We start from the raw sequence: 17,125 nt of genomic DNA, 5'->3' as shown, positions 1-17,125 counted from the left end.
GGAACAGCCTAGCTGCCGCCTCCGACAGGTGCGGCCCGTCCCCGGTGAGGCGAGTGGGGACGGGCCGCGGCCAGTACGCCAGGAAGGGAGCCGGTCAGATGGTGAATCCGCCGTCGACGTTCACCGTCGCGCCCGTGACGTAACGCCCGTCCGGGCCGGCCAGGAACGCCACGGCGGCGGCCACGTCGGCCGGCTGCGCGTAGTGGCCGAGCGCGGTGAACCCGTTGATCGTGTCCGCGTTCGGGCCGTCGGCCGGGTTCAGCTCGGTGTCCGTGGCACCGGGGTTCACCAGGTTCACCGTGATCGCTCGACCGCCGAGTTCGCGCCCGAGCGCCTTGGTCAGACCGATCAGGGCGGTCTTGCTCATCGCGTAGAGCGAGAAGCCCGGAAAGACCGTCCGCTCGGCCGTGTTGCTGCCGATGTTGACGATCCGTCCGCCCGCCGGCATGTGGCGCACCGCGGCCTGCGAGGCGACGAACGGCGCCCGGACGTTCACCGCGACTGTCTGCTCGAACTCGTCGAGACTCAACTGCTCCAGCGGCCCGAGCAGGAACGCGCCCGCGTTGTTGACCAGGATGTCCAACCGGCCCAGCTCACCGGCGGTCCGGTCCACCGCCGCGATCACCGCTGCCGGATCGGCGCTGTCGGCCCGCACGGCGATCGCCCGCCGTCCCACAGCCTTGATCTGTTCCACCACGTCGTCGGCGCGACGCTGGTTCTGCTGGAACGTCAGCGCCACATCGGCGCCGTCCTCGGCCAGGCGCAGGGCCACCGCCGCGCCGATGCCACGGCCACCACCGGTGACCAGAGCTACCTTGCCGTCAAGTGCGTTGTTCATGGTGGAAAGCCTGGTCGACAACGGGCCGGCTGTCCGGCGGGGATCGGACGCCGCGTTCGCGGCGCCGCAGGGACGCCGATTCGACCTCGCTCGGAGCCCCGCGTAACCGGCTGCTTCGCGACAGGGCAGGGATGGCAAGCTGCCATGGTGCCTGCAGAGCCGAGCGGTGACCATTCCTGGCTTTTCGACCTGGTAGCGACCGACCCGGGCACGCGCCACCAGGCGCTTGCCCGCCATCAGGCAACCCTCGCCGCGGCGAGCGACGCGCTGGACGAGTGGAACGGCCTGTGGTCGGCGCACTACCGGTCGAGGTCCAGTCAGGCTCGGCTCCAAGCGGCGATGGACCAGGCGCACGCCCGCCTCTACCAGCGTCGGGGGCAGACGATCTATGGTCCTCTCGACGCCTTCCGGGACTCCCCTGACGACGACGTCGACAGACGAGCCCGGTGGGCACCGTACGCCGCCCTGTACCTGCAGTGGGAGACGGACCATCCCGACGAGTGGGGAGCGCGGGAGTCGTCGATGTGGTCTCGCTGGGGGACGAAGGAGATGCTCCTGCACCGATTCCGCCGGGCCGGCGTCCCGAAGGGCGTCGAGCCGCAGCTCGCCGAACTGACCCTCGCGGCGCTGAGGCGCCCGTACCGGTGCAAGGACTGGAGGTACGTGAGCCTGGTCCGTCATTTCCACGACCCGCTGTTCTTCCACGAGGTGGAGACACTGACGTACGCCGACGATCCCCACGTCCGACTCCGGGCGCAGTTCGTGCTCCACGTGGCCGAGCACCCGGAGCGGAATGTCACCCGGGTGAGCTGGCGACGTTGGCTCGACGCGAACCAGCTGACCGCTTGATCACCCCCTCACGCCGGCACGCGAAGGGCTGAGTCACCTGGCCGGCCGCGCGGGCGCGCCCCCGTACAGCCGGACACGGTGGTCGACGTCGCGGTCCGGCTCGCCGTACCCGAAAGGCGCCTCCGTGCCGTGACCCACGTGCACGAGCCATTCCTCGTAGTACCAGCTCGGGCTGCACGCGCATCCGGTGAACCGGAAGTTGGCCCGGTAGCGGCCGACCTCCCCCGGTGCGAGCGTGAACAGCCGCGCCGACCCCGGCGCCCGCGGATACGCCGCCGATCCGGGCAGCCGGTCCACGACGACCGACGCCCGATCGTGCCCGAGCCACAGTCCGACCTCGCAGGCCAGCGCGACGCCTCCGGCGCGTACCCCTTCCCGGTGTTCGTAGCCGGCCTCCTGGTCGGCGAGCACGTCGTGGACGACCACCTCGGCGTCCGGAAGCGGCCGGGGCGGCGGCATCGCCCGGACGAGGCCGCGGCGGGCGTTCGCCGCGGGCGCGCCGCGGGCGGCGGCGGTCCACCGGACGCGGACCCGCTGAATGAGGATCACCGCTCAGGTGTACCCGGAGCGCGCGGCGGCGGCCAGCCGATAAGGCTCCCGAGCTGGCCGCGCGAGCGGGGCACCGTCCGCTCCGGGCGCCGCTACGATTCGGCGATGACCGACGCGGACCGCGCGGAGCAGCGACGGGAGCAACCGGTGTCCGGCTGGACTCGGGTGTCCGTCAGTTACTGCCAGTACGACGTGTCCGCAGTGCCGGGAGAGACGGGCATGCCCGTCTACACCCTCGGTGACGGGCTCCTGCACGTCGGTGGGCCGTACCAGTTCACCGGCTTCTGCGGCGTCCACACCGGTGGGATCGAGGTGCGTGCGCGTGTCCTGCCCGGCCCGCCGACCGAGGTCGAGGACGGGTGGGACGCGATCAGTGAGGCGACCCTGTGGAGTCCCTTCGGCGAGTTGTCGGTCGTCGGGCTCATGGGCGGTCCCCCGGACGCGCTCACCGACCTCACCGTCCCCCGCGGGCTGATCCGGGTGCGGGTACACGCCCGCAACCGGCTGCACGAGACGGTACGCACCGACCAGGACCCACCCGAGCAGCACGAGCTGCACATCTGGGCGATGACCGAGGAGACGCGACGGCGCACCGTACTGGCCGGTCCGGATGACCGCGATTGGGAGCAGAAACCGGCGAAGGCCGCCGAGTGGGCCCTGCTGTCCCTGGTCGCGGACGACGAGGACGGCGAGGACCTGGACCGGGTGACTGTGGTCCGTCACCGGCCCGCGCCCGTCGAGGTGCCCGCGGTGGTGCTGCCGGCCGGCGACCTGGCGATCCGGCTGGAGCACGTCGACGACGAGACCCTGCGGTGGACGTGGACGACCGCCGACGGGCCCGTCTCCCCTGAACCGGTAGTCACACTGCCGGACGGCGAGCCGAGTACGGTCCGGCTGACCTCCGGCCCGGACGGCTTCACGCTGCGCCACGAGGGAGTGCTGGGCCGGCACGCCTTCGCTCTCGGCGTGATCTGGGACCACCTGCTCGACAGCCCGGGGTCGTACCCGTGGGCCGAGACGCCGCATCGCCTGCCCTCCCCATCCTGATCGCCCCGGCCTGGACCTTTCTGCGGCACGGGGCACCGACCGCCGCCCCGTGCCGGCGGTGGACGGCGCAGCAAGGCCGGCCTGCCGCGGTGGCCCGGGCCTCGGTCGTCGAACCTCAGCCCGGGCGCCTCGGCGGGGCTCAGTCCATCGCTGTGTAGAGCCGTCGACCGCCGGTCCGGTAGCCGACGCGCTCGTAGACCCGCCACGAATCCTCGCCGCCGGCCTCCAGCCAGGCGACCTCCGCACCGGCGTCGAACAGCCGCCGGGTGACGTCGGCGGTGATCGCGGACGCCAGTCCCCGGCGGCGGTAGGGCGCGCGAACGGCGATGCCGGCCACCTCGCTGACCGCGCCGACGGGCGCCGCCGCACCGCCGCCGCCCGCACAGCCACCGTCCTCGGTGACGGCCGTGACGACCACGCCGCCGGCGTCCTGCTGGCGGCGCAGGCGAGCCACGTCGGCCCCGGAGACGGCCGGATCGCCGCCGAACGCCTCGTTCTGCACGCTGATCAGCGCCGCGCGCTGGGAGTCGGTAGCCGGTTCACGCAGGCTCAGGTGGTCCGGCACGGGTGGGGACGCCAGCGTGTCCGGCACGCAGACCAGGTAGGTGTGCCGGGCCTCCACGGTGAAGCCGGCGGCGGTCAGCAGCGCCTCCAGATCGGGGACGCAACTGGTGACGTACTCCAGGCGGGGTCTGCGGTCGGCGGCGTGAAACGCCGCGACCAGGGCGGCGACGTCGGCCGCGGTGACGGCGGCGCCGGGACGCGGCGTCGCGTAGTTGACGTACGGACTGGTCGTCGTCGGGTCCAGCCCGATCACGAACGGCCCCACCTCGACGGGCGCGGGCCGGCGCGACAGGTTGACGACGACTGACTGTTGGATGCGGGCATCCATGCTCAACGGGAGACCTCGATGCATGAGAGAAGCTGCGACGGGCGGAGGAAACATCGGGCCGCCCCACCGTGTCGCAGGCACGCGACGGCCATCCGTCGCGTGGTCGACACTCAGGCGGCCGCTCGGCCTACCCGGATCACAGGCGTCATTCCCTCATGCAGAGTGCCCACGCGGTGCGCGTGGCCGACCGCAACCTTGCCCCTCCCGACCCGGACGTGTCAATCGCGTGGCCGACTTCGCGGTTCTCCTCGATCGATTCGAGGTCGACGTTCCCGTCGAGAGGACGTCATCGCCGTCGAGTATCTGCGGGCGGCCGTCGACCTCCTCATCGAGGTGCGGGGCCGTTCCGCCGAGCTCGACGCCCTTCGCGACCGGACTGAGCGGGTGCTTGCCGGCTCGTCGATCGACTGAACGACCGCGGCGGAACTGTCGGTGCCGGCCGCTAGCCTGCCGGCGTGATGAAGGTCGAGATGGAGAAGGCCGCGCTGTGTGAGTTCCTCGAATATCAGCGTGTCAGCATCCGGGCCATCCTGGCGGATCTGGACGAGCCCTCGCTGCGCACGCCGGTCCTGCCCTCCGGATGGTCGCCGCTCGGGCTGGTGGAGCACCTCGGTCATGCCGAACGCCACTGGTTCCAGGAGGTCTTCCGCGGTTCGGTGGAGCCGTTGCCCTGGCCGGACGAGAACACACCACTGCGCACGACTCGATCGCCGTGGCAGGTCTTCGGCTTCTACCGCGACCAGTGCGACATCTCCGACGCGATCATCGCCGCGGCCCCGTTGTCGGCGACACCCGCGGGCCGGCATCCCGACGAGACGCTGGCGTCGCAGACCACCGACCTGCGACGGATCATTCTGCACGTCATCGAGGAGACCGCTCGGCACGCCGGTCACCTGGACGCCGTGCGCGAGCTGATCGACGGGCGCACCGGGCTCGGACCACGCTGAACCGAGCCCGACGGGTGCGGTATGCAGCGCAGACGGCCCGACGGGTTCGCCGAAGTGGCTCTATGCTGCCGCGATGCAACCCCGCTTGATCAACCAGGTGCGGCTTCCCGGCATTCGACACGTCACGCAGGCAACCGGCCTCGGCTGGGTGGTCACCGAACAGGACCGTTTCACTGTGCACCTGTTCGACCACGAACTGGGTCGCGTGGCGCGACTCGCGGCGCCTCTCGACGACCCGCGGATGAAGGTCAGCGCCACCCGTCGACTCGTCGCGGCGGGCGACGCGCACCAGATCGTCGTGCTCGGCCACGACGGCGTGGTGCGGTGGCGCAGCAGCTGGGATCGGCTCGGTGGCAGCGCCGGCGCCGACTTCCACCTCGACGGCGACCACGTCCTCTGGATCCGTCTCGGCGACACCGAGGAACTTGTCGCCGTCAACGGCGTGAGCGGCGCGGAGATCCATCGCACGCCGCTGCCCGGTCCCGGGACCGCGTGGTTCCTGCACGCACCCGGGGGCGTCTGGACCGGCTTGACGTTGCTCGATCCCGACCGGTCACGCGCCGTGCTGATCAGGCTGGACGCCGAGCGCATCGTGTCACGGCCGCTGGCCGGTGGCGATCTCGCCGGATTCAGCCCGGCCGGCGGCCGCTACCTGACCCAGACGCTCGACGGCTTCCTGTCCGTCCGCGACGTCGCCTCCGACGCCGTGATCACAGCACGGCACCTCGAAGATCTGCCGGGCGCGCCACCGGGCCTCGCGGGCTGCCGGCACGTGGACCGCGCGGTGTTCCTGAGCGAGGAGCTGATCCTCGCCGCTCCGAGCACCGAAGGCCCGCCGAACGATGCCGAGGGCCATCTGCTGCTGTCGGCGCTCAGCCTCCGGTGCCGGTCCCAGGTGCGCTACCCGCACCATCACGGATCCGGTGCCGTCCACCCCTCGTACCAGCCAGGCCGTTGGCTCACCCGCCATCACGAGGAGGATCGGCTCCGGCTGTGGCAGCTCGGTGCTCGCCTCGACGACGAGCCGATGCCGGGCCAACTCGCACTGCTCTGACCGCGATCCGATCCTGGATCACCGGTCGCGGTGGACCGGATGCGCACCCCACGGGTCGGTCAACGGCGCACCCGATAGCGCAGGTGCAGCACCCGATCGCCTTGGAGCACCACGTCCGGATCCTCCAGCAGGTGCTGCGCGTCGACCGACCCGAAGAAGCGCTTCCCGGACCCGAACACCACGGGTACGACGTCCATGCGTACCTCGTCGACCAGGCCCGCGGCGAGCGCCTGGCCTCCGACGTCGCCGGCGGCGACCTCGACGACGCGGTCCCCCGCCAGTTCCTGCGCCTTGGCCACGGCTGCCTCGACGCCGTCGACGAAGTGGAACGGCGCCTCGGCGTCCCAGCCCTCGGGTGCCGGCCGGTGCGTCACGACGACCACGTGGTCGATCCCGCTCGGCGGCGTCCCCTCCCAGCCGTCGGTCAGGTCGAAGACGTGCCGGCCGACGACCGTCACCGCGATCCGGTCCCAGTACGGCCGGACGTAGTCGTAGGACGTCTGCGACACCGTCAGCGCGCCGCCGTCGTCCAACGGGACGTCACCGCTCGTCAACCAGTCGAACAGCGGTCCGGGCTGGTCATTCTCGTCCGCGACGAAGCCGTCCACCGACACCGAGCTGTACAGGACCACAGTGCCCACACCGGCTCTCCTCTGCCTCGGGTGCCCCCAAGCTAGCGTGCCGTGAGCCGCCGTTCTTGTAGGAAATCAATCAGCCGGCAGCGGCCAGCCGTCCATCGCGTGGCCGGGGTGTTCACGCAGGAACCGCCGCCGGACCTCGAGGTACCGGGTCGGTGTGAGCCCGGTGAACGCCCGGAACTCGTGACCGAAGTGGGCCTGGTCGAAGTAGCCCGCCGCACTGGCGAGCGCGCCCCAGTCGACCGGGCCGGCGGGGTCGATGGCGAACACGGTGGCGGCGAAGCGGTAGGTGCGGGCCATCCGCTTCGGTGTGACGCCGATGAGGTGCTTGAACCGCTGCGCCAGATGGGTGCTGCTGACCCCGGCTGCCGTCCTCAGGTCGCCGATCGCCACCGCGCCGCTGGTCGCCGCGATGACGCCGCTCGTATGCCGGACGAGGCTCAGGCCTGCGGTCTCGCGCAGCCGTCGCATCAGCTCGTCTTCGAGCAGCGTCAGCGTCTCGTGCGGTCCGTCCGCCGTGGCCAGCCGGTCGCGCAGCTCGGCGACGGCGGGCCGGCCCCAGACCTGCTCCAGCGTCACCGGACGGTCGCACAGCTCGGCCGCAGGCACCGGCAGGAACGGCGCCAGGCCCCACGGCTTGACGTGCACGCCGACGGACCGGGTCGGGGCGTGGGTAGCCGAACTCGAACGCGCGGGTGGGCGTGGTGATCACGCAGCCGTCGGCGTACTCCGCGGTCTCGATGTCGGCGCCGCCGCGGATGCGGAACGGCGCCCCGAGGTTGACGATGAGCAGCGCCGCCGGCATCGGCGGCAGCGTCAGCCGCGCGTACGGGGGCGTGCCAGCCAGGTGGTAGAGGTCGTCGATCAGCCCGTCCAGCGGCGGTCGCGGCAATCTGGACACGTACTCCACGCCCACAGCATCGCGGACGCCCCGCCGTCATCGCCGACGCCCCGCCGGGATCGACTCACGAACGGCCCGCGCCGCGGGCGGAACCGATCACCAGGTCGGCAAGCCGCCGACACGCTCACGCCCGCGATCGGTGGACGTCCGCACCTATGGAAGGGAGGCGCGGCGGCCCACGGGCGCGGGCGTCGCCGCGCCGCCCTCGCCGCGCGGCGGCGGGATGAGTCGTTCGCCGAGGGCGAGCGCGAGGGCGAGAGCGCCGAGCAGGGCGCCGATCATCATCGTGCTGGCGGCACCGTGGCTTTCCAGCATGAGGCCGCCGACGAAGGCACCGCCGGTGATGCCGACGTTGACGGCGGCGGACAGCGTCGCGGCGGCGAGATCGGAGCGGCCGGGCGCCACCTGAAGGACGAGTCCGCCGAGCGCCGCGGTGAACGCGGCGAACCCCAGTCCGGCGATTGCGATCAGGACGACGGCGACCGCCGGATGATAGCCGAACGCGTACAGGCCGAGCAGCGCCACGCACTGCAGTGCGACCGTCGCGACCAGGGCGGACCACGGGCTGCGGTCGACGATCGGTCCGGCAGCGAGGATGCCGAAGACGCTGGCGACGCCGCGCGCCAGCAGGATGGTCGCGATCGACGCGGCGGGCAATCCGCTGACCTCGGTGACGAACAGGGCGATGTAGGTGTAGGCGGCGATGGCACCGCCGGTCGACAGGACGGCCACGACGACCAGGAGCCAGAATCGGCGGGAGTCGGGCGTTCTGCCCCGGGCGGCGTGCCCCTGCGCCGGCCCCGTCGACGGCAGCAACCAGGCCACCACGGCGAAGACGAGCACACCGAGCCCGGCCACCGCCAGGAACGACGCCCGCCAGCCGGCACGTTCACCCAGCCAGGTGCCGGCGGGCACGCCCAGGACCAGAGCGACGTTGCCGCCGGCGAACACGACCGCGACCACCCGTCCCTGCAGTCCGGGCCGGAACAGCTCGGCCGCGGTCGGCACAACGACCGCCCAGAACAGCGCATGAGTGGCCGCAGTGGCGATCCTGGCTGCCATCAGCATGGTGAACGTACTCGTGAACACCGTGATGGCGTTGCTGAGGACGAAGCCGGCCAGGAGCGCCGACAGCAACGGTCGGCGGGGGACTCTGCGCACCAGCGCCGTCAACGGGACCGAGGCGACCATCACCACTGCGCCGTACACGGTGACGAGCATGCCCACTTGGGACGGTGGCACGGCCAGGTCCACGCCCATCGGCAACAGCAGCCCGATCGGCAGCGCCTCGGCTGCGGTGTAGAGGAACGTTCCGCCGGCGAGGCCGATCAGCGCTCCCACTGCCCGCCGGTGTGCATGCGCCTGGCCCATCGTTACCCCCTAAACCGACTATGACGGAAACACTCTAGGAATGTTCCCGTCACGGGGCAACTGGTAAAGTGGGCTTTGATGGAAACAGCAGGGGTGACACGGATGCGCCTGGTGGGCGGCGACCTCGCGCTGGACTTCCTCAACACCCGCGCCGGCCCACCCGTCGGGCCTCCGGACGATGACGTGCTCACCGGCTACGCCGAGCTGATCGCCTGGAGCGTGTACGCGGGCACCCTCACCGAAACGCAAGCGGCGGCGTTGCGCCGGCTGTCCCGCGACAGTCCGGACAGCACCCGCACCGCCTTCGCACAGGCACTGCGCACCCGTGACTACCTGGACGAGGTGTTCCGGCCACTGGCCGCCGGCGAGGACCCGGGCGTGGCGGCGCTGACCCGGCTGCGCGACGACGAAGCCGACGCGCTAGCCCACGCACAGCTCGTGCGCGGGAAGACATTCGCCTGGTCCTGGCGGGACGACCACACGCCTGCCCGGCCCCTACGGCCGGTGGTCCACGCGGCGGTCCAGCTTCTCACCACGGGTGCGCTCGACCGGATCAAGCGATGCGCAGGCTGCCGCTTCCTGTTCATCGACGAGAGCAAGAACCGCAGCCGTCGTTGGTGCAGCATGGAGGACTGCGGAACCGCAGCGAAGATCCGCCGCTACGTCGAGGTAAGACGCATCCGCACAAAACGGTGAGCACACGTGGCCACGTCGACGACACCGCTCCCCCTACCGTCCGGCGCTGATCGCGTTCTGCTGACCGCGAAGAGGTCTTCATGCGCTCTCGTCCACCGGCCATGCTGGCTCGATGGATGTGCCGAGGCGCCCCACCTCCCAGGCCCTGCTCACGAACCTCTACGCGGCCTTCAACAGGCGTGACGTCCCCACGCTGCTGGCCGCCATGACGCCGGACGTCTCATGGCCCAACGGCTGGGAGGGAGGCGTCCTCCACGGCCGGGACCAGGTGGGTGCCTACTGGCGCCGGCAGTGGGAACAGCTCGAGCCCGTCGTCACGCCGACCGCGTTCAGCACGGAGGCCGACGGCCGCGTCGCCGTCACCGTTCATCAGGTCGTCCACGACAAGGCCGGAGCGAAGCTCGCCGACCACACCGTCACGCACGTCTACCGCCTCGACGACGGCTTGGTGACGGAGATGGAGATCCGCGAGTGACACCACGTCCTCGGAGGAACTTAGGGGTCGCGACAGCGATGAGTTTCGTTGCGGCCCCCGGTCTGCATACCCGTGCACCCGATCTCCCGACTCCCGGGGAGAGCGTCATGACCGCTACGTACAGGAGACAAGCGTGAAGCTACTTCTCACATCCGCGGGCGTCCAGAATCCGAGCATCAACGATGCGCTGGTCGGCCTGCTGGGCAAGCCGATCGCCGAATCCAGCGCCCTCTGCATCCCCACGGCGGCCTACCCGATGGGCGGACCGGCCTCCGCCTGGCGCTTCATCACCGGCCAGACGCCGCTACCCATGAGCGGGCTGGGCTGGAAGTCGCTGGGCGTCCTCGAACTGACAGCGCTACCGAGCATCGGCGAGGAGCGGTGGGTCCCCTGGGTCCGCGAGGCCGACGTCCTGCTCGTGCACGGCGGCGACGCGACGTACCTGTGCCACTGGATGCGGCAGTCCGGGCTGGCGGACCTCCTGCCGTCGCTGCCCGACACCGTCTGGGTCGGGCTGAGTGCCGGCAGCATGGTGCTCACCCCCCGGATCGGCACGGAATTCGTCGAATGGCAGTCCGCACCCGACGACCGCACGCTGGGGCTCGTCGACTTCTCGATCTTCCCGCACCTGGGCCTCGAACCGGACAACACCATGGCCGCTGCCGAGAGATGGGCGGCCGAGATCGCGGGTCCGGCGTACGCGATCGACGACCAGACGGCCATCACGGTGACCGACGGCACCGTCGAGGTCGTCTCCAAGGGGCACTGGAGGCGGTTCCCCTCGTAGCGGTGATCGGCCGACCTACCCGAGCAGCGTCGCCGTCGCGGCCAGGGTGGCCAGCGACAGCGTCGTGGTCACCACCACCGCCCGGTTGGCCACCGCCTCACCGACGCCGTACTCCTGGGCGAAGATGAACGTGTTCTGGGCCGTCGGCAGGCCCGCGCACACCACCACGGCGAGCAACTGTGGCGCGGACAGGTCCAGGGCCAGTCCGGCCGCGTACGCGATGACCGGCTGCGCGACGAGCTTCAGCGCGCTGATCGCGGCCAGCTCGGCCGGCCCGGCCAGCTCGGCCGGTTCTGGCCGCGACGGCGCCGTGCGGTGCAGCGACGCGCCGAGCGCGACCAGGGCCGCCGGAACCGCGGCACCCGCCAGCAGGGTGAGCGGCGCGGCGGCCGCCGACGGCAGCCGCAGGCCGGCAGCCGAGCAAGCGACACCGAGCAGCGACGCCAGGATCACCGGATTGCGTACGGGTAGGGAGGCGATCCGGCGGACCCGCACCCGCCCGGCCGGGTCGCTGTGCCGGTCCAGGGCGACCAGGATCACGGGCGTCACCACCAGGACCTGGAGCAGCACCACCGCCGCCAGGAACGACACGTCGCCGAGAACCTGCGTGGCGATCGGGATGCCGAGGTTCGCCGAATTCACGTACCCGGCGGCCATGCCCCAGATCGGCCGTTCGCCGGGCTCGCGACCGAACAGCCGGCTCGCGCCGGCCCATCCGAGCCCGACCACCGCGAGAGTGCTCACTCCGAAGGCGAGCAGCGAGCGGCCGGCGAACCCGGACAGCGGCATCCGCGCCAGGGCCAGGAACAGTGCGGCCGGCATCGCGAGGTGGAACACGAACCGGCCGAGCACCGACGCCGCCGCCTCGCCCAGCAGGCCCCGGCGACAGGCCGCGTAGCCGACCGCGGTGAGGATCCAGATCGGTACGAACGCCGACACCAGGCTCATGCGGGAGTCACCGAAGCGTCGCGCCAGGTCAGGGACCGGCGTGCATCCGGAGCGTACGAGTCGAGAGGCGCGCCGGCCGAGATCAGATGCGCTGATCCGCCGCGGATCGCGCGGGCACCTCGGTCACCTCGGTTCCCCCTGTCGAGGACGTCGCGAGAGATCACTCAACCTGGTCCTCCGCATGCGTGATCAGCTGCCGCACCTGCTGCGGTGAGAGCCGGCTGGCGACAGCCACCAGGCTGCCGATCTCCTGGCTCGCCGCGTAGGCCCCTTCCCTCGCGGGGACATCAGCGACTGGCAACCCAGCGATCACCAAGAGGTCCGCCACCGGCATCTGCAATGCGGGAGCGATGTCGTGGAGGACGTCGGCTTCTGGCGGGACGGCACCACTGAGAAGCTGCCGGATCGTCGATTCAGCTCGGCCGGAGGCACGGCTGATCGCTCGTGGGGTGAGACGACGGTTCGCCACGAGGCCACGCAGGATCGACGCGGCGTCATGGTTCACCCGGTCAGACTACCGACATGGACACCGTGGTTCGTCGGCGCTGCGCGTCCTGGCTCGCCCCGTGCCGCCGGCGCGTCGCATGGCGATCCGCTGTCGGCAGCCCGGGGCCCTGCGGGGAGCGGGCGGTCGCCCTGCCATCTGGTCGCGGTGCCCCAAGCGCCTAGGATGGTCCCGGTGACCATCCCCGAACGGCGACCCGCCGACGTCCCGACCGACGAAGACCGGCTCGACGAGGCCCTGCGGTTGCTCTCCGGTGCACCGGTCGCACTCGATGTCGCCGTCAAGCGGCTGGCCCGCGGCAGCGGCGTCTACGCCTGGTGGGCTGCTCCCTCGGTCCTCCCCGACCTCCCCGGACCGCCGAACGACAGCGACCCGTCGCGGCGGATGCTCTACCTCGGGCGAGCGACGAGCCTGCGCGGCCGGATCCTGCGCAACCACCTGAGGCGTTCGGGCAGTTCGACCCTGCGCCGCACGCTGGCCGGTCTCCTCGTGTCCGAGGGCTACCGGACGACCTGGACCGACCGGGTCGTCCTGGTCCCCGAGGACGAGGCACGGCTGACCGCCTGGATGCACGAGCACCTGCGCCTGACCTGGGCGGAGGACCCCGATCCGGCGGACATCGAGGCCGAACTCGTCCGGCGTCTGCACCCACCGCTCAACGTCCACGGCGTCGACCCCGAGCACATCCAGGCGGCCGTGGTCGCCGCCAAGAACTCGTACAACGGCAGCAGCGGCCCGGCCCAGCCCTAGCAGAGACTGCGGTTCGAGCCTCACGCCGTCAGTGCGGCTTCCAGGTCCCGGCGGGTGAGGGCGGCGCGGAGTCGCAGCCCTTCGGCCGCCAGGTTCTCCCGGCCGCCCTGCTCGCGGTCGATGGCGCAGACCACGGTCTCCACCTGTGCACCGACGGACCGCAGTTGCCCGCACGAGGCCAGGAGCGCGCCCCCGGTGGTCACGACGTCCTCGATCACCACGACCCGCAGACCGTCCACCGGCCCGCCCTCGGCCACCTTCGCGGTGCCGTACTCCTTGGCCTGCTTGCGCACGAAGACCGTCGGCAGACCCGTCAGCTGCGACATCACCGTGGCGAGCGGAATACCGCCCATCTCCATCCCCGCCAAAACGTCGCACTCCGGAAGCAGGGCCACCATCACCTCGGCGACCTCGCGCAACAACTCCGGCTTGCCCTCGAACAGGTACTTGTCGAAGTACTCGTCGCTGACCTGCCCCGAGCGGAGAGCGAACCGGCCCGTGAGGTGGCAGGTGTCGTAGACGCGGCGCGCGAGCGGGTGAGTCACCCGCTCAGTCTCGCACCTGGCTGGAATCAACCGATCCGTCGGATGCGTACCCTTGGGCGTTCGTTACGCAGGTGGCCCAGCTTGTGCTGGCGGACCTGCTCCTCCCACACCTCCTGGTCGTACTCCGGATCCGGCGCCGTCCACCGGTGCGACCCGTCGCTGTAGTGGAACTTCTCGTCGCCGGGCCGCAACACGCTCACCGCACCCACCCCAGGAACCGCCGGTGCAACGTCCCGGCCGGCGCCCAGCTCAGGTCCGCCGTGGCCCGCACCAACTGCGCCCCCAGGTACACCGCCAGCGACACCGGCGCACCCTCGTACTCCGCAAGAAGCTCCCGCCGCCGCGTCGCGCACGGCCAGGGCGCACCGCACCCACCGCACGACCAGACCGGCAGCACCGGCCCGTGGGTGCTCACCCGCGCACCCCCAGGAAGCGGGCGACGCTCGCGCGCGCCTGCCGGCTGGTCGCCCACGCGACCTGCCAGCAGGGGTACGGAGTCAGCCGCGCCCACCACAGCCGGCAACCCACGCACATCCCGTCCAGACCCCGTACGTGCACCGCCAGGATCGCCTGTTCCGCAGTTCTCACTGGTCCTCCTGCGACGGCCAGTGACCGCGATTGATCGGTACGCGGTGGCGGTTGCGGCACGGCAGCTCCGCACCACACCGGCACACCCACCGCCACTTCCGCCACGACCACTTCGGGCGGTGCCGCCTCGCAAGCGTCAAGGCAGCAGCGATCAGGTACTGGTCGTAGGTGACTCGTCTCCACGGTGGTGTCCTCTCCCGCATCGCCGTTTCCTCCGTAGGGCAGCGGAATTCGACCGGCCGCGAGTCGCAGACCGGATCTGGAACGTTCGGTAACTGCGACGCTACGATCACGGCGTCGATCACTGGACTCACCAGCGGTACGAGTGAGCCGATCAGGAACGCCACCTCGCGGTCCGCTTCCGGCGAAACGTCGACCACGGGTCAACGTAGGGATGTCAGTTGGCAGGTCACCGCAGTTCCATGCCGCAACGCGGCGAGGTGACGGGTTACCTCCTGAAGCTCATTCGGGAATCCGTGCCGCTCACCCAGGAACAACTCGCCGCGCATCTGGACGTGGACCGCGTGACCGTTCAGAGCTGGGAGTCGGGGCGCAGACCGTTCACCGCCGTGCCATTCGGTCAAGCCGTTGCGATTCGCCAGCGGCTCGGACGCCTCGGAGCAAACACGATGCTGCTGGCCGCTCTCGACGATGCCGCCGAGGCAGACCTCATTCTTGCGACGCTCCTGCGGGACGAAGCAGGCCGATCTCCCATCGCTGAACAACCCCTCGGCTGGTCGGTGCTGACGCACCGCCTGACCGATCTGATCCTCTGGAGCGTTCTCGGGCAGACGCCGACGTTCCTCCGGAGTATCTCCACGCCCCACCGGCGACGCGGCCCTGTGGCTGCTGCCCCACTCTTGTCCGCCGACGAGCGGCGTGCCTTCTTCGCACGCCTCCGCATGCTCGCCGAACGTTCGGCGTCCGAACGCAAGCCAGATGTTCTGCTGCACCGGCAGGCCTACTTCCTTGCTGGCATGGACCCCACAGGCGCGTCCGCCTCATGGCTCGCCGAAGGCACCGCCCGAACAGCTCGCCAGATCACCCGCTTTCACACCTGGTCACCGGTGTGGCCGGACATCCGGTCGATGGTGGCCTCCATGGCGAACCAGGGAGATCCGGAACCGCTAAGAGACTTCATCGACCGCGCTCACCCGGACGATGCCTGTGAGCGGGCCGCACTCAACTACTCCGCCTACTGGGTCGGCGAAGTTCCGTACCGGCATCGCGACGACTTGTTCATGCCGGCTGCTCTCGGCGACTGGCGAGGAGTCGTACTGTTCCGGCACCTGGTTGAGCGCCTCACCGTCGGCCACCCGTTCATCGACCTCAACGTGCACAACCTCTGGGCTCTTCTCATGGCGAGACGCGGCCTCACCCGCGCTGACATCGCGACCGGGCAAGCACTGACTGACCGGTGCGGCACGCTGCTCGACAGTGACCAGGTATCCAGGCAGTCACGACAAGAACTAACGTCTATCCTCTACAGCCTCCGTGCTGACGGAGTCACCGGTACAGGGACGGGCAGATGAGCGAGGACCAGGACGCCGCAGGAGCCATGAGCTTCATCTTCGAGGCTGGCGTACTCAAGCGTGCCGCCCGCACCGGGTGGTGGTTCGCCGGGGTGAAGCAGCCCGAGTCGATCGCCGAGCACTCGTTCCGCACAGCGCTCATCGGCATGATGCTCGCGGCCATGGAGGGTGCCGACCCGGCTAGGGTCTCGATGTTGTGCGTCCTGCACGACACGCAGGAAACCCGGATCACCGACATCCCGCACATCGCCAAGCGCTACCTCACCGCCGCGCCCAACACCGCCGTCACCGCCGACCAGGTCGCCGACTGCCCGCCGGCCGTCGCAGACGTGATCACCGCTGCCGTCGCCGAGTACGAGGCCCGCGAAACCCTCGAGGCGGTGGTGGCCCGCGACGCGGACAAGTTGGAGTGCCTTGTCCAAGCGGTCGAGTACCGGCACCAGGGCATTGCCGACGTTCAGCGCTGGATCGACAGCTCGCGGGCGGCGCTCAAGACCGCTTCCGCTCACCGCCTCGCCGACGCCGCCCTCACCGGCGCACCGATGGCGTGGCTGAACCCGCCCGCCCCGGCATAGACGCCGGATGCCGCCAACCCTCGCCAGCTTTCACACCTGCCGATGAGCGTGCGTTGCATGCTGTCGTCGCGGACCGCGATGGGAGGGCTCCGAGGTAGGTGTCTGCGACCCCATCCCTGTACGTCCTCGATCGAGGCCGGGTGGTGGAACAGTTAGGCCGTGTCTCCTGGATCCTGGTGGGTGGGATCGAAGGTGAGGTTGAGTAGTTCCAGGCCGGTGACGGGTTGGAAGCCGATCTCGGTGTAGAGCGTCAGGGCGGGGATGTTGTCGGTCTCGGTCTGGAGTGAGACGCGATGCGCACCGGCGGCACGGGCGTTGCGGATGACGTGCTGGAGCAGGGCGTTCGCGATACCGCTACGGCGATGGTGCGGGGCCACGTAGAGGTCGCGGATCGACCATGAGGTGCCCAGCCTGAGCGATGCCGGCGTGACCGCGACCGTGATGAAGCCGCGGACGCGGTCAGCTCGGATGGCGGCAACGACGGAGATGCGGTGTTGTGCGATCTGGTCGTGCAGCCAGGAGCGGGTGATCTCCGGGGTCGACGGTTGGCCGTAGTGCACCCGGTAGTCGTCGAACAGAGCAGCTACCTGATCGAACGCCGGATGGGCGGGGGCTACCGGCACGATCGTCGTTGTCAT

22 protein-coding genes are annotated in these 17,125 nt (G+C 70.6%); 10 read left to right on the top strand and 12 right to left on the bottom strand.

The window, feature by feature from the left end:
* Window positions 1-94: 94 nt before the first annotated feature.
* The gene (locus tag M8C11_RS06995) at window positions 95-838 is read right to left on the bottom strand and encodes an SDR family NAD(P)-dependent oxidoreductase (protein WP_252448872.1); all 744 of its coding nucleotides are present in this window, start codon (window positions 836-838) and stop codon (window positions 95-97) included.
* 144 nt (window positions 839-982) lie between these two features.
* Here M8C11_RS06995 and M8C11_RS06990 point away from each other — a divergent pair, with 144 nt between their 5' ends.
* Complete coding sequence (locus M8C11_RS06990; protein ID WP_252448871.1) at window positions 983-1,687, top strand: hypothetical protein; 705 nt, start codon at window positions 983-985, stop codon at window positions 1,685-1,687.
* 33 nt (window positions 1,688-1,720) lie between these two features.
* Here the strand turns inward: M8C11_RS06990 and M8C11_RS06985 are convergent, their stop codons facing one another.
* The gene (locus tag M8C11_RS06985) at window positions 1,721-2,236 is read right to left on the bottom strand and encodes a hypothetical protein (protein WP_252448870.1); all 516 of its coding nucleotides are present in this window, start codon (window positions 2,234-2,236) and stop codon (window positions 1,721-1,723) included.
* A gap of 105 nt (window positions 2,237-2,341) precedes the next feature.
* On the opposite strand from M8C11_RS06985, the gene M8C11_RS06980 reads away from it, so the two are divergent.
* On the top strand, window positions 2,342-3,283 hold the full coding sequence (locus M8C11_RS06980) for a hypothetical protein (protein WP_252448869.1): 942 nt from the start codon (window positions 2,342-2,344) through the stop codon (window positions 3,281-3,283).
* Window positions 3,284-3,422: 139 nt separating this feature from the next.
* Here M8C11_RS06980 and M8C11_RS06975 read toward each other — a convergent pair whose 3' ends face one another.
* Complete coding sequence (locus M8C11_RS06975; protein WP_252448868.1) at window positions 3,423-4,175, bottom strand: GNAT family N-acetyltransferase; 753 nt, start codon at window positions 4,173-4,175, stop codon at window positions 3,423-3,425.
* A 458-nt stretch (window positions 4,176-4,633) separates the two neighbouring features.
* Here M8C11_RS06975 and M8C11_RS06970 point away from each other — a divergent pair, with 458 nt between their 5' ends.
* A complete protein-coding gene (locus tag M8C11_RS06970) occupies window positions 4,634-5,122 on the top strand; it encodes a DinB family protein (protein ID WP_120570259.1) in 489 nt (162 codons plus the stop codon).
* Between the two features lie 73 nt (window positions 5,123-5,195).
* Complete coding sequence (locus M8C11_RS06965; protein ID WP_252448867.1) at window positions 5,196-6,176, top strand: hypothetical protein; 981 nt, start codon at window positions 5,196-5,198, stop codon at window positions 6,174-6,176.
* Between the two features lie 59 nt (window positions 6,177-6,235).
* Here the strand turns inward: M8C11_RS06965 and M8C11_RS06960 are convergent, their stop codons facing one another.
* The 3 genes from M8C11_RS06960 to M8C11_RS06950 form a co-directional block, all read right to left on the bottom strand.
* Complete coding sequence (locus M8C11_RS06960; RefSeq protein ID WP_252448866.1) at window positions 6,236-6,817, bottom strand: dihydrofolate reductase family protein; 582 nt, start codon at window positions 6,815-6,817, stop codon at window positions 6,236-6,238.
* A gap of 66 nt (window positions 6,818-6,883) precedes the next feature.
* Window positions 6,884-7,462 (bottom strand): helix-turn-helix domain-containing protein, encoded by a 579-nt coding sequence (locus M8C11_RS06955; RefSeq protein WP_252448864.1) that lies wholly within the window; start codon window positions 7,460-7,462, stop codon window positions 6,884-6,886.
* A gap of 406 nt (window positions 7,463-7,868) precedes the next feature.
* Entirely contained in the window at window positions 7,869-9,086 is a 1,218-nt protein-coding gene (locus M8C11_RS06950; protein ID WP_252448863.1) for an MFS transporter, read from the bottom strand.
* Between the two features lie 102 nt (window positions 9,087-9,188).
* Here M8C11_RS06950 and M8C11_RS06945 point away from each other — a divergent pair, with 102 nt between their 5' ends.
* The 3 genes from M8C11_RS06945 (at window position 9,189) to M8C11_RS06935 (ending at window position 11,044) form a co-directional block, all read left to right on the top strand.
* Entirely contained in the window at window positions 9,189-9,782 is a 594-nt protein-coding gene (locus M8C11_RS06945; protein ID WP_252448862.1) for an ABATE domain-containing protein, read from the top strand.
* 112 nt (window positions 9,783-9,894) lie between these two features.
* Window positions 9,895-10,257, top strand: a complete 363-nt coding sequence (locus M8C11_RS06940) for a nuclear transport factor 2 family protein (RefSeq protein ID WP_252448861.1) — start codon at window positions 9,895-9,897, stop codon at window positions 10,255-10,257.
* Window positions 10,258-10,390: 133 nt separating this feature from the next.
* Window positions 10,391-11,044 carry a Type 1 glutamine amidotransferase-like domain-containing protein gene (locus tag M8C11_RS06935; protein WP_252448860.1) on the top strand — a complete coding sequence of 218 codons (654 nt, stop codon included), beginning with the start codon at window positions 10,391-10,393 and terminating at the stop codon, window positions 11,042-11,044.
* Window positions 11,045-11,059: 15 nt separating this feature from the next.
* Here M8C11_RS06935 and M8C11_RS06930 read toward each other — a convergent pair whose 3' ends face one another.
* Window positions 11,060-11,992, bottom strand: coding sequence for an AEC family transporter (locus M8C11_RS06930; protein ID WP_252448859.1), 933 nt, complete (start codon window positions 11,990-11,992; stop codon window positions 11,060-11,062).
* A 160-nt stretch (window positions 11,993-12,152) separates the two neighbouring features.
* Complete coding sequence (locus M8C11_RS06925; protein WP_199733111.1) at window positions 12,153-12,497, bottom strand: helix-turn-helix domain-containing protein; 345 nt, start codon at window positions 12,495-12,497, stop codon at window positions 12,153-12,155.
* A gap of 165 nt (window positions 12,498-12,662) precedes the next feature.
* Between M8C11_RS06925 and M8C11_RS06920 the strand changes: the two genes are divergently transcribed.
* A complete protein-coding gene (locus M8C11_RS06920) occupies window positions 12,663-13,247 on the top strand; it encodes a GIY-YIG nuclease family protein (RefSeq protein WP_252448857.1) in 585 nt (194 codons plus the stop codon).
* A gap of 20 nt (window positions 13,248-13,267) precedes the next feature.
* Here the strand turns inward: M8C11_RS06920 and pyrE are convergent, their stop codons facing one another.
* The 3 genes from pyrE to M8C11_RS30695 all read right to left on the bottom strand — a co-directional run bounded on the left by pyrE (window position 13,268) and on the right by M8C11_RS30695 (window position 14,380).
* On the bottom strand, window positions 13,268-13,792 hold the full coding sequence (pyrE, locus tag M8C11_RS06915) for an orotate phosphoribosyltransferase (RefSeq protein ID WP_252448856.1): 525 nt from the start codon (window positions 13,790-13,792) through the stop codon (window positions 13,268-13,270).
* 26 nt (window positions 13,793-13,818) lie between these two features.
* Window positions 13,819-13,992 (bottom strand): hypothetical protein, encoded by a 174-nt coding sequence (locus M8C11_RS06910; protein WP_252448855.1) that lies wholly within the window; start codon window positions 13,990-13,992, stop codon window positions 13,819-13,821.
* Between the two features lie 211 nt (window positions 13,993-14,203).
* The gene (locus M8C11_RS30695; RefSeq protein ID WP_199733114.1) at window positions 14,204-14,380 is read right to left on the bottom strand and encodes a hypothetical protein; all 177 of its coding nucleotides are present in this window, start codon (window positions 14,378-14,380) and stop codon (window positions 14,204-14,206) included.
* 401 nt (window positions 14,381-14,781) lie between these two features.
* On the opposite strand from M8C11_RS30695, the gene M8C11_RS06900 reads away from it, so the two are divergent.
* On the top strand, window positions 14,782-15,912 hold the full coding sequence (locus M8C11_RS06900; protein ID WP_252448854.1) for a DNA-binding transcriptional regulator: 1,131 nt from the start codon (window positions 14,782-14,784) through the stop codon (window positions 15,910-15,912).
* Window positions 15,909-16,487, top strand: coding sequence for an HD family hydrolase (locus M8C11_RS06895; RefSeq protein WP_252448853.1), 579 nt, complete (start codon window positions 15,909-15,911; stop codon window positions 16,485-16,487). Before M8C11_RS06900 ends, M8C11_RS06895 begins: the two co-directional genes overlap by 4 nt.
* 152 nt (window positions 16,488-16,639) lie before the next feature.
* Here M8C11_RS06895 and M8C11_RS06890 read toward each other — a convergent pair whose 3' ends face one another.
* Window positions 16,640-17,125, bottom strand: coding sequence for a GNAT family N-acetyltransferase (locus M8C11_RS06890; protein ID WP_252448851.1), 486 nt, complete (start codon window positions 17,123-17,125; stop codon window positions 16,640-16,642).

The sequence above is a fragment of the Micromonospora sp. CPM1 genome (assembly GCF_023896895.1).
Lineage (GTDB): Bacteria > Actinomycetota > Actinomycetes > Mycobacteriales > Micromonosporaceae > Micromonospora > Micromonospora tulbaghiae.
Note: the sequence above shows the minus strand (reverse complement) of the source record. Positions and strands in the feature narration are given on the sequence as shown.

Coding starts and splice junctions, on each gene's coding strand:
- M8C11_RS06995 (WP_252448872.1), bottom strand. CDS start 838: ATGAACAACGCACTTGACGGCAAGGTAGCTCTGGTCACCGGTGGTGGC.
- M8C11_RS06990 (WP_252448871.1), top strand. CDS start 983: ATGGTGCCTGCAGAGCCGAGCGGTGACCATTCCTGGCTTTTCGACCTG.
- M8C11_RS06980 (WP_252448869.1), top strand. CDS start 2,342: ATGACCGACGCGGACCGCGCGGAGCAGCGACGGGAGCAACCGGTGTCC.
- M8C11_RS06975 (WP_252448868.1), bottom strand. CDS start 4,175: ATGGATGCCCGCATCCAACAGTCAGTCGTCGTCAACCTGTCGCGCCGG.
- M8C11_RS06970 (WP_120570259.1), top strand. CDS start 4,634: ATGAAGGTCGAGATGGAGAAGGCCGCGCTGTGTGAGTTCCTCGAATAT.
- M8C11_RS06965 (WP_252448867.1), top strand. CDS start 5,196: ATGCAACCCCGCTTGATCAACCAGGTGCGGCTTCCCGGCATTCGACAC.
- M8C11_RS06950 (WP_252448863.1), bottom strand. CDS start 9,086: ATGGGCCAGGCGCATGCACACCGGCGGGCAGTGGGAGCGCTGATCGGC.
- M8C11_RS06945 (WP_252448862.1), top strand. CDS start 9,189: ATGCGCCTGGTGGGCGGCGACCTCGCGCTGGACTTCCTCAACACCCGC.
- M8C11_RS06940 (WP_252448861.1), top strand. CDS start 9,895: ATGGATGTGCCGAGGCGCCCCACCTCCCAGGCCCTGCTCACGAACCTC.
- M8C11_RS06930 (WP_252448859.1), bottom strand. CDS start 11,992: ATGAGCCTGGTGTCGGCGTTCGTACCGATCTGGATCCTCACCGCGGTC.
- M8C11_RS06920 (WP_252448857.1), top strand. CDS start 12,663: ATGGTCCCGGTGACCATCCCCGAACGGCGACCCGCCGACGTCCCGACC.
- M8C11_RS06895 (WP_252448853.1), top strand. CDS start 15,909: ATGAGCGAGGACCAGGACGCCGCAGGAGCCATGAGCTTCATCTTCGAG.
- M8C11_RS06890 (WP_252448851.1), bottom strand. CDS start 17,125: ATGACAACGACGATCGTGCCGGTAGCCCCCGCCCATCCGGCGTTCGAT.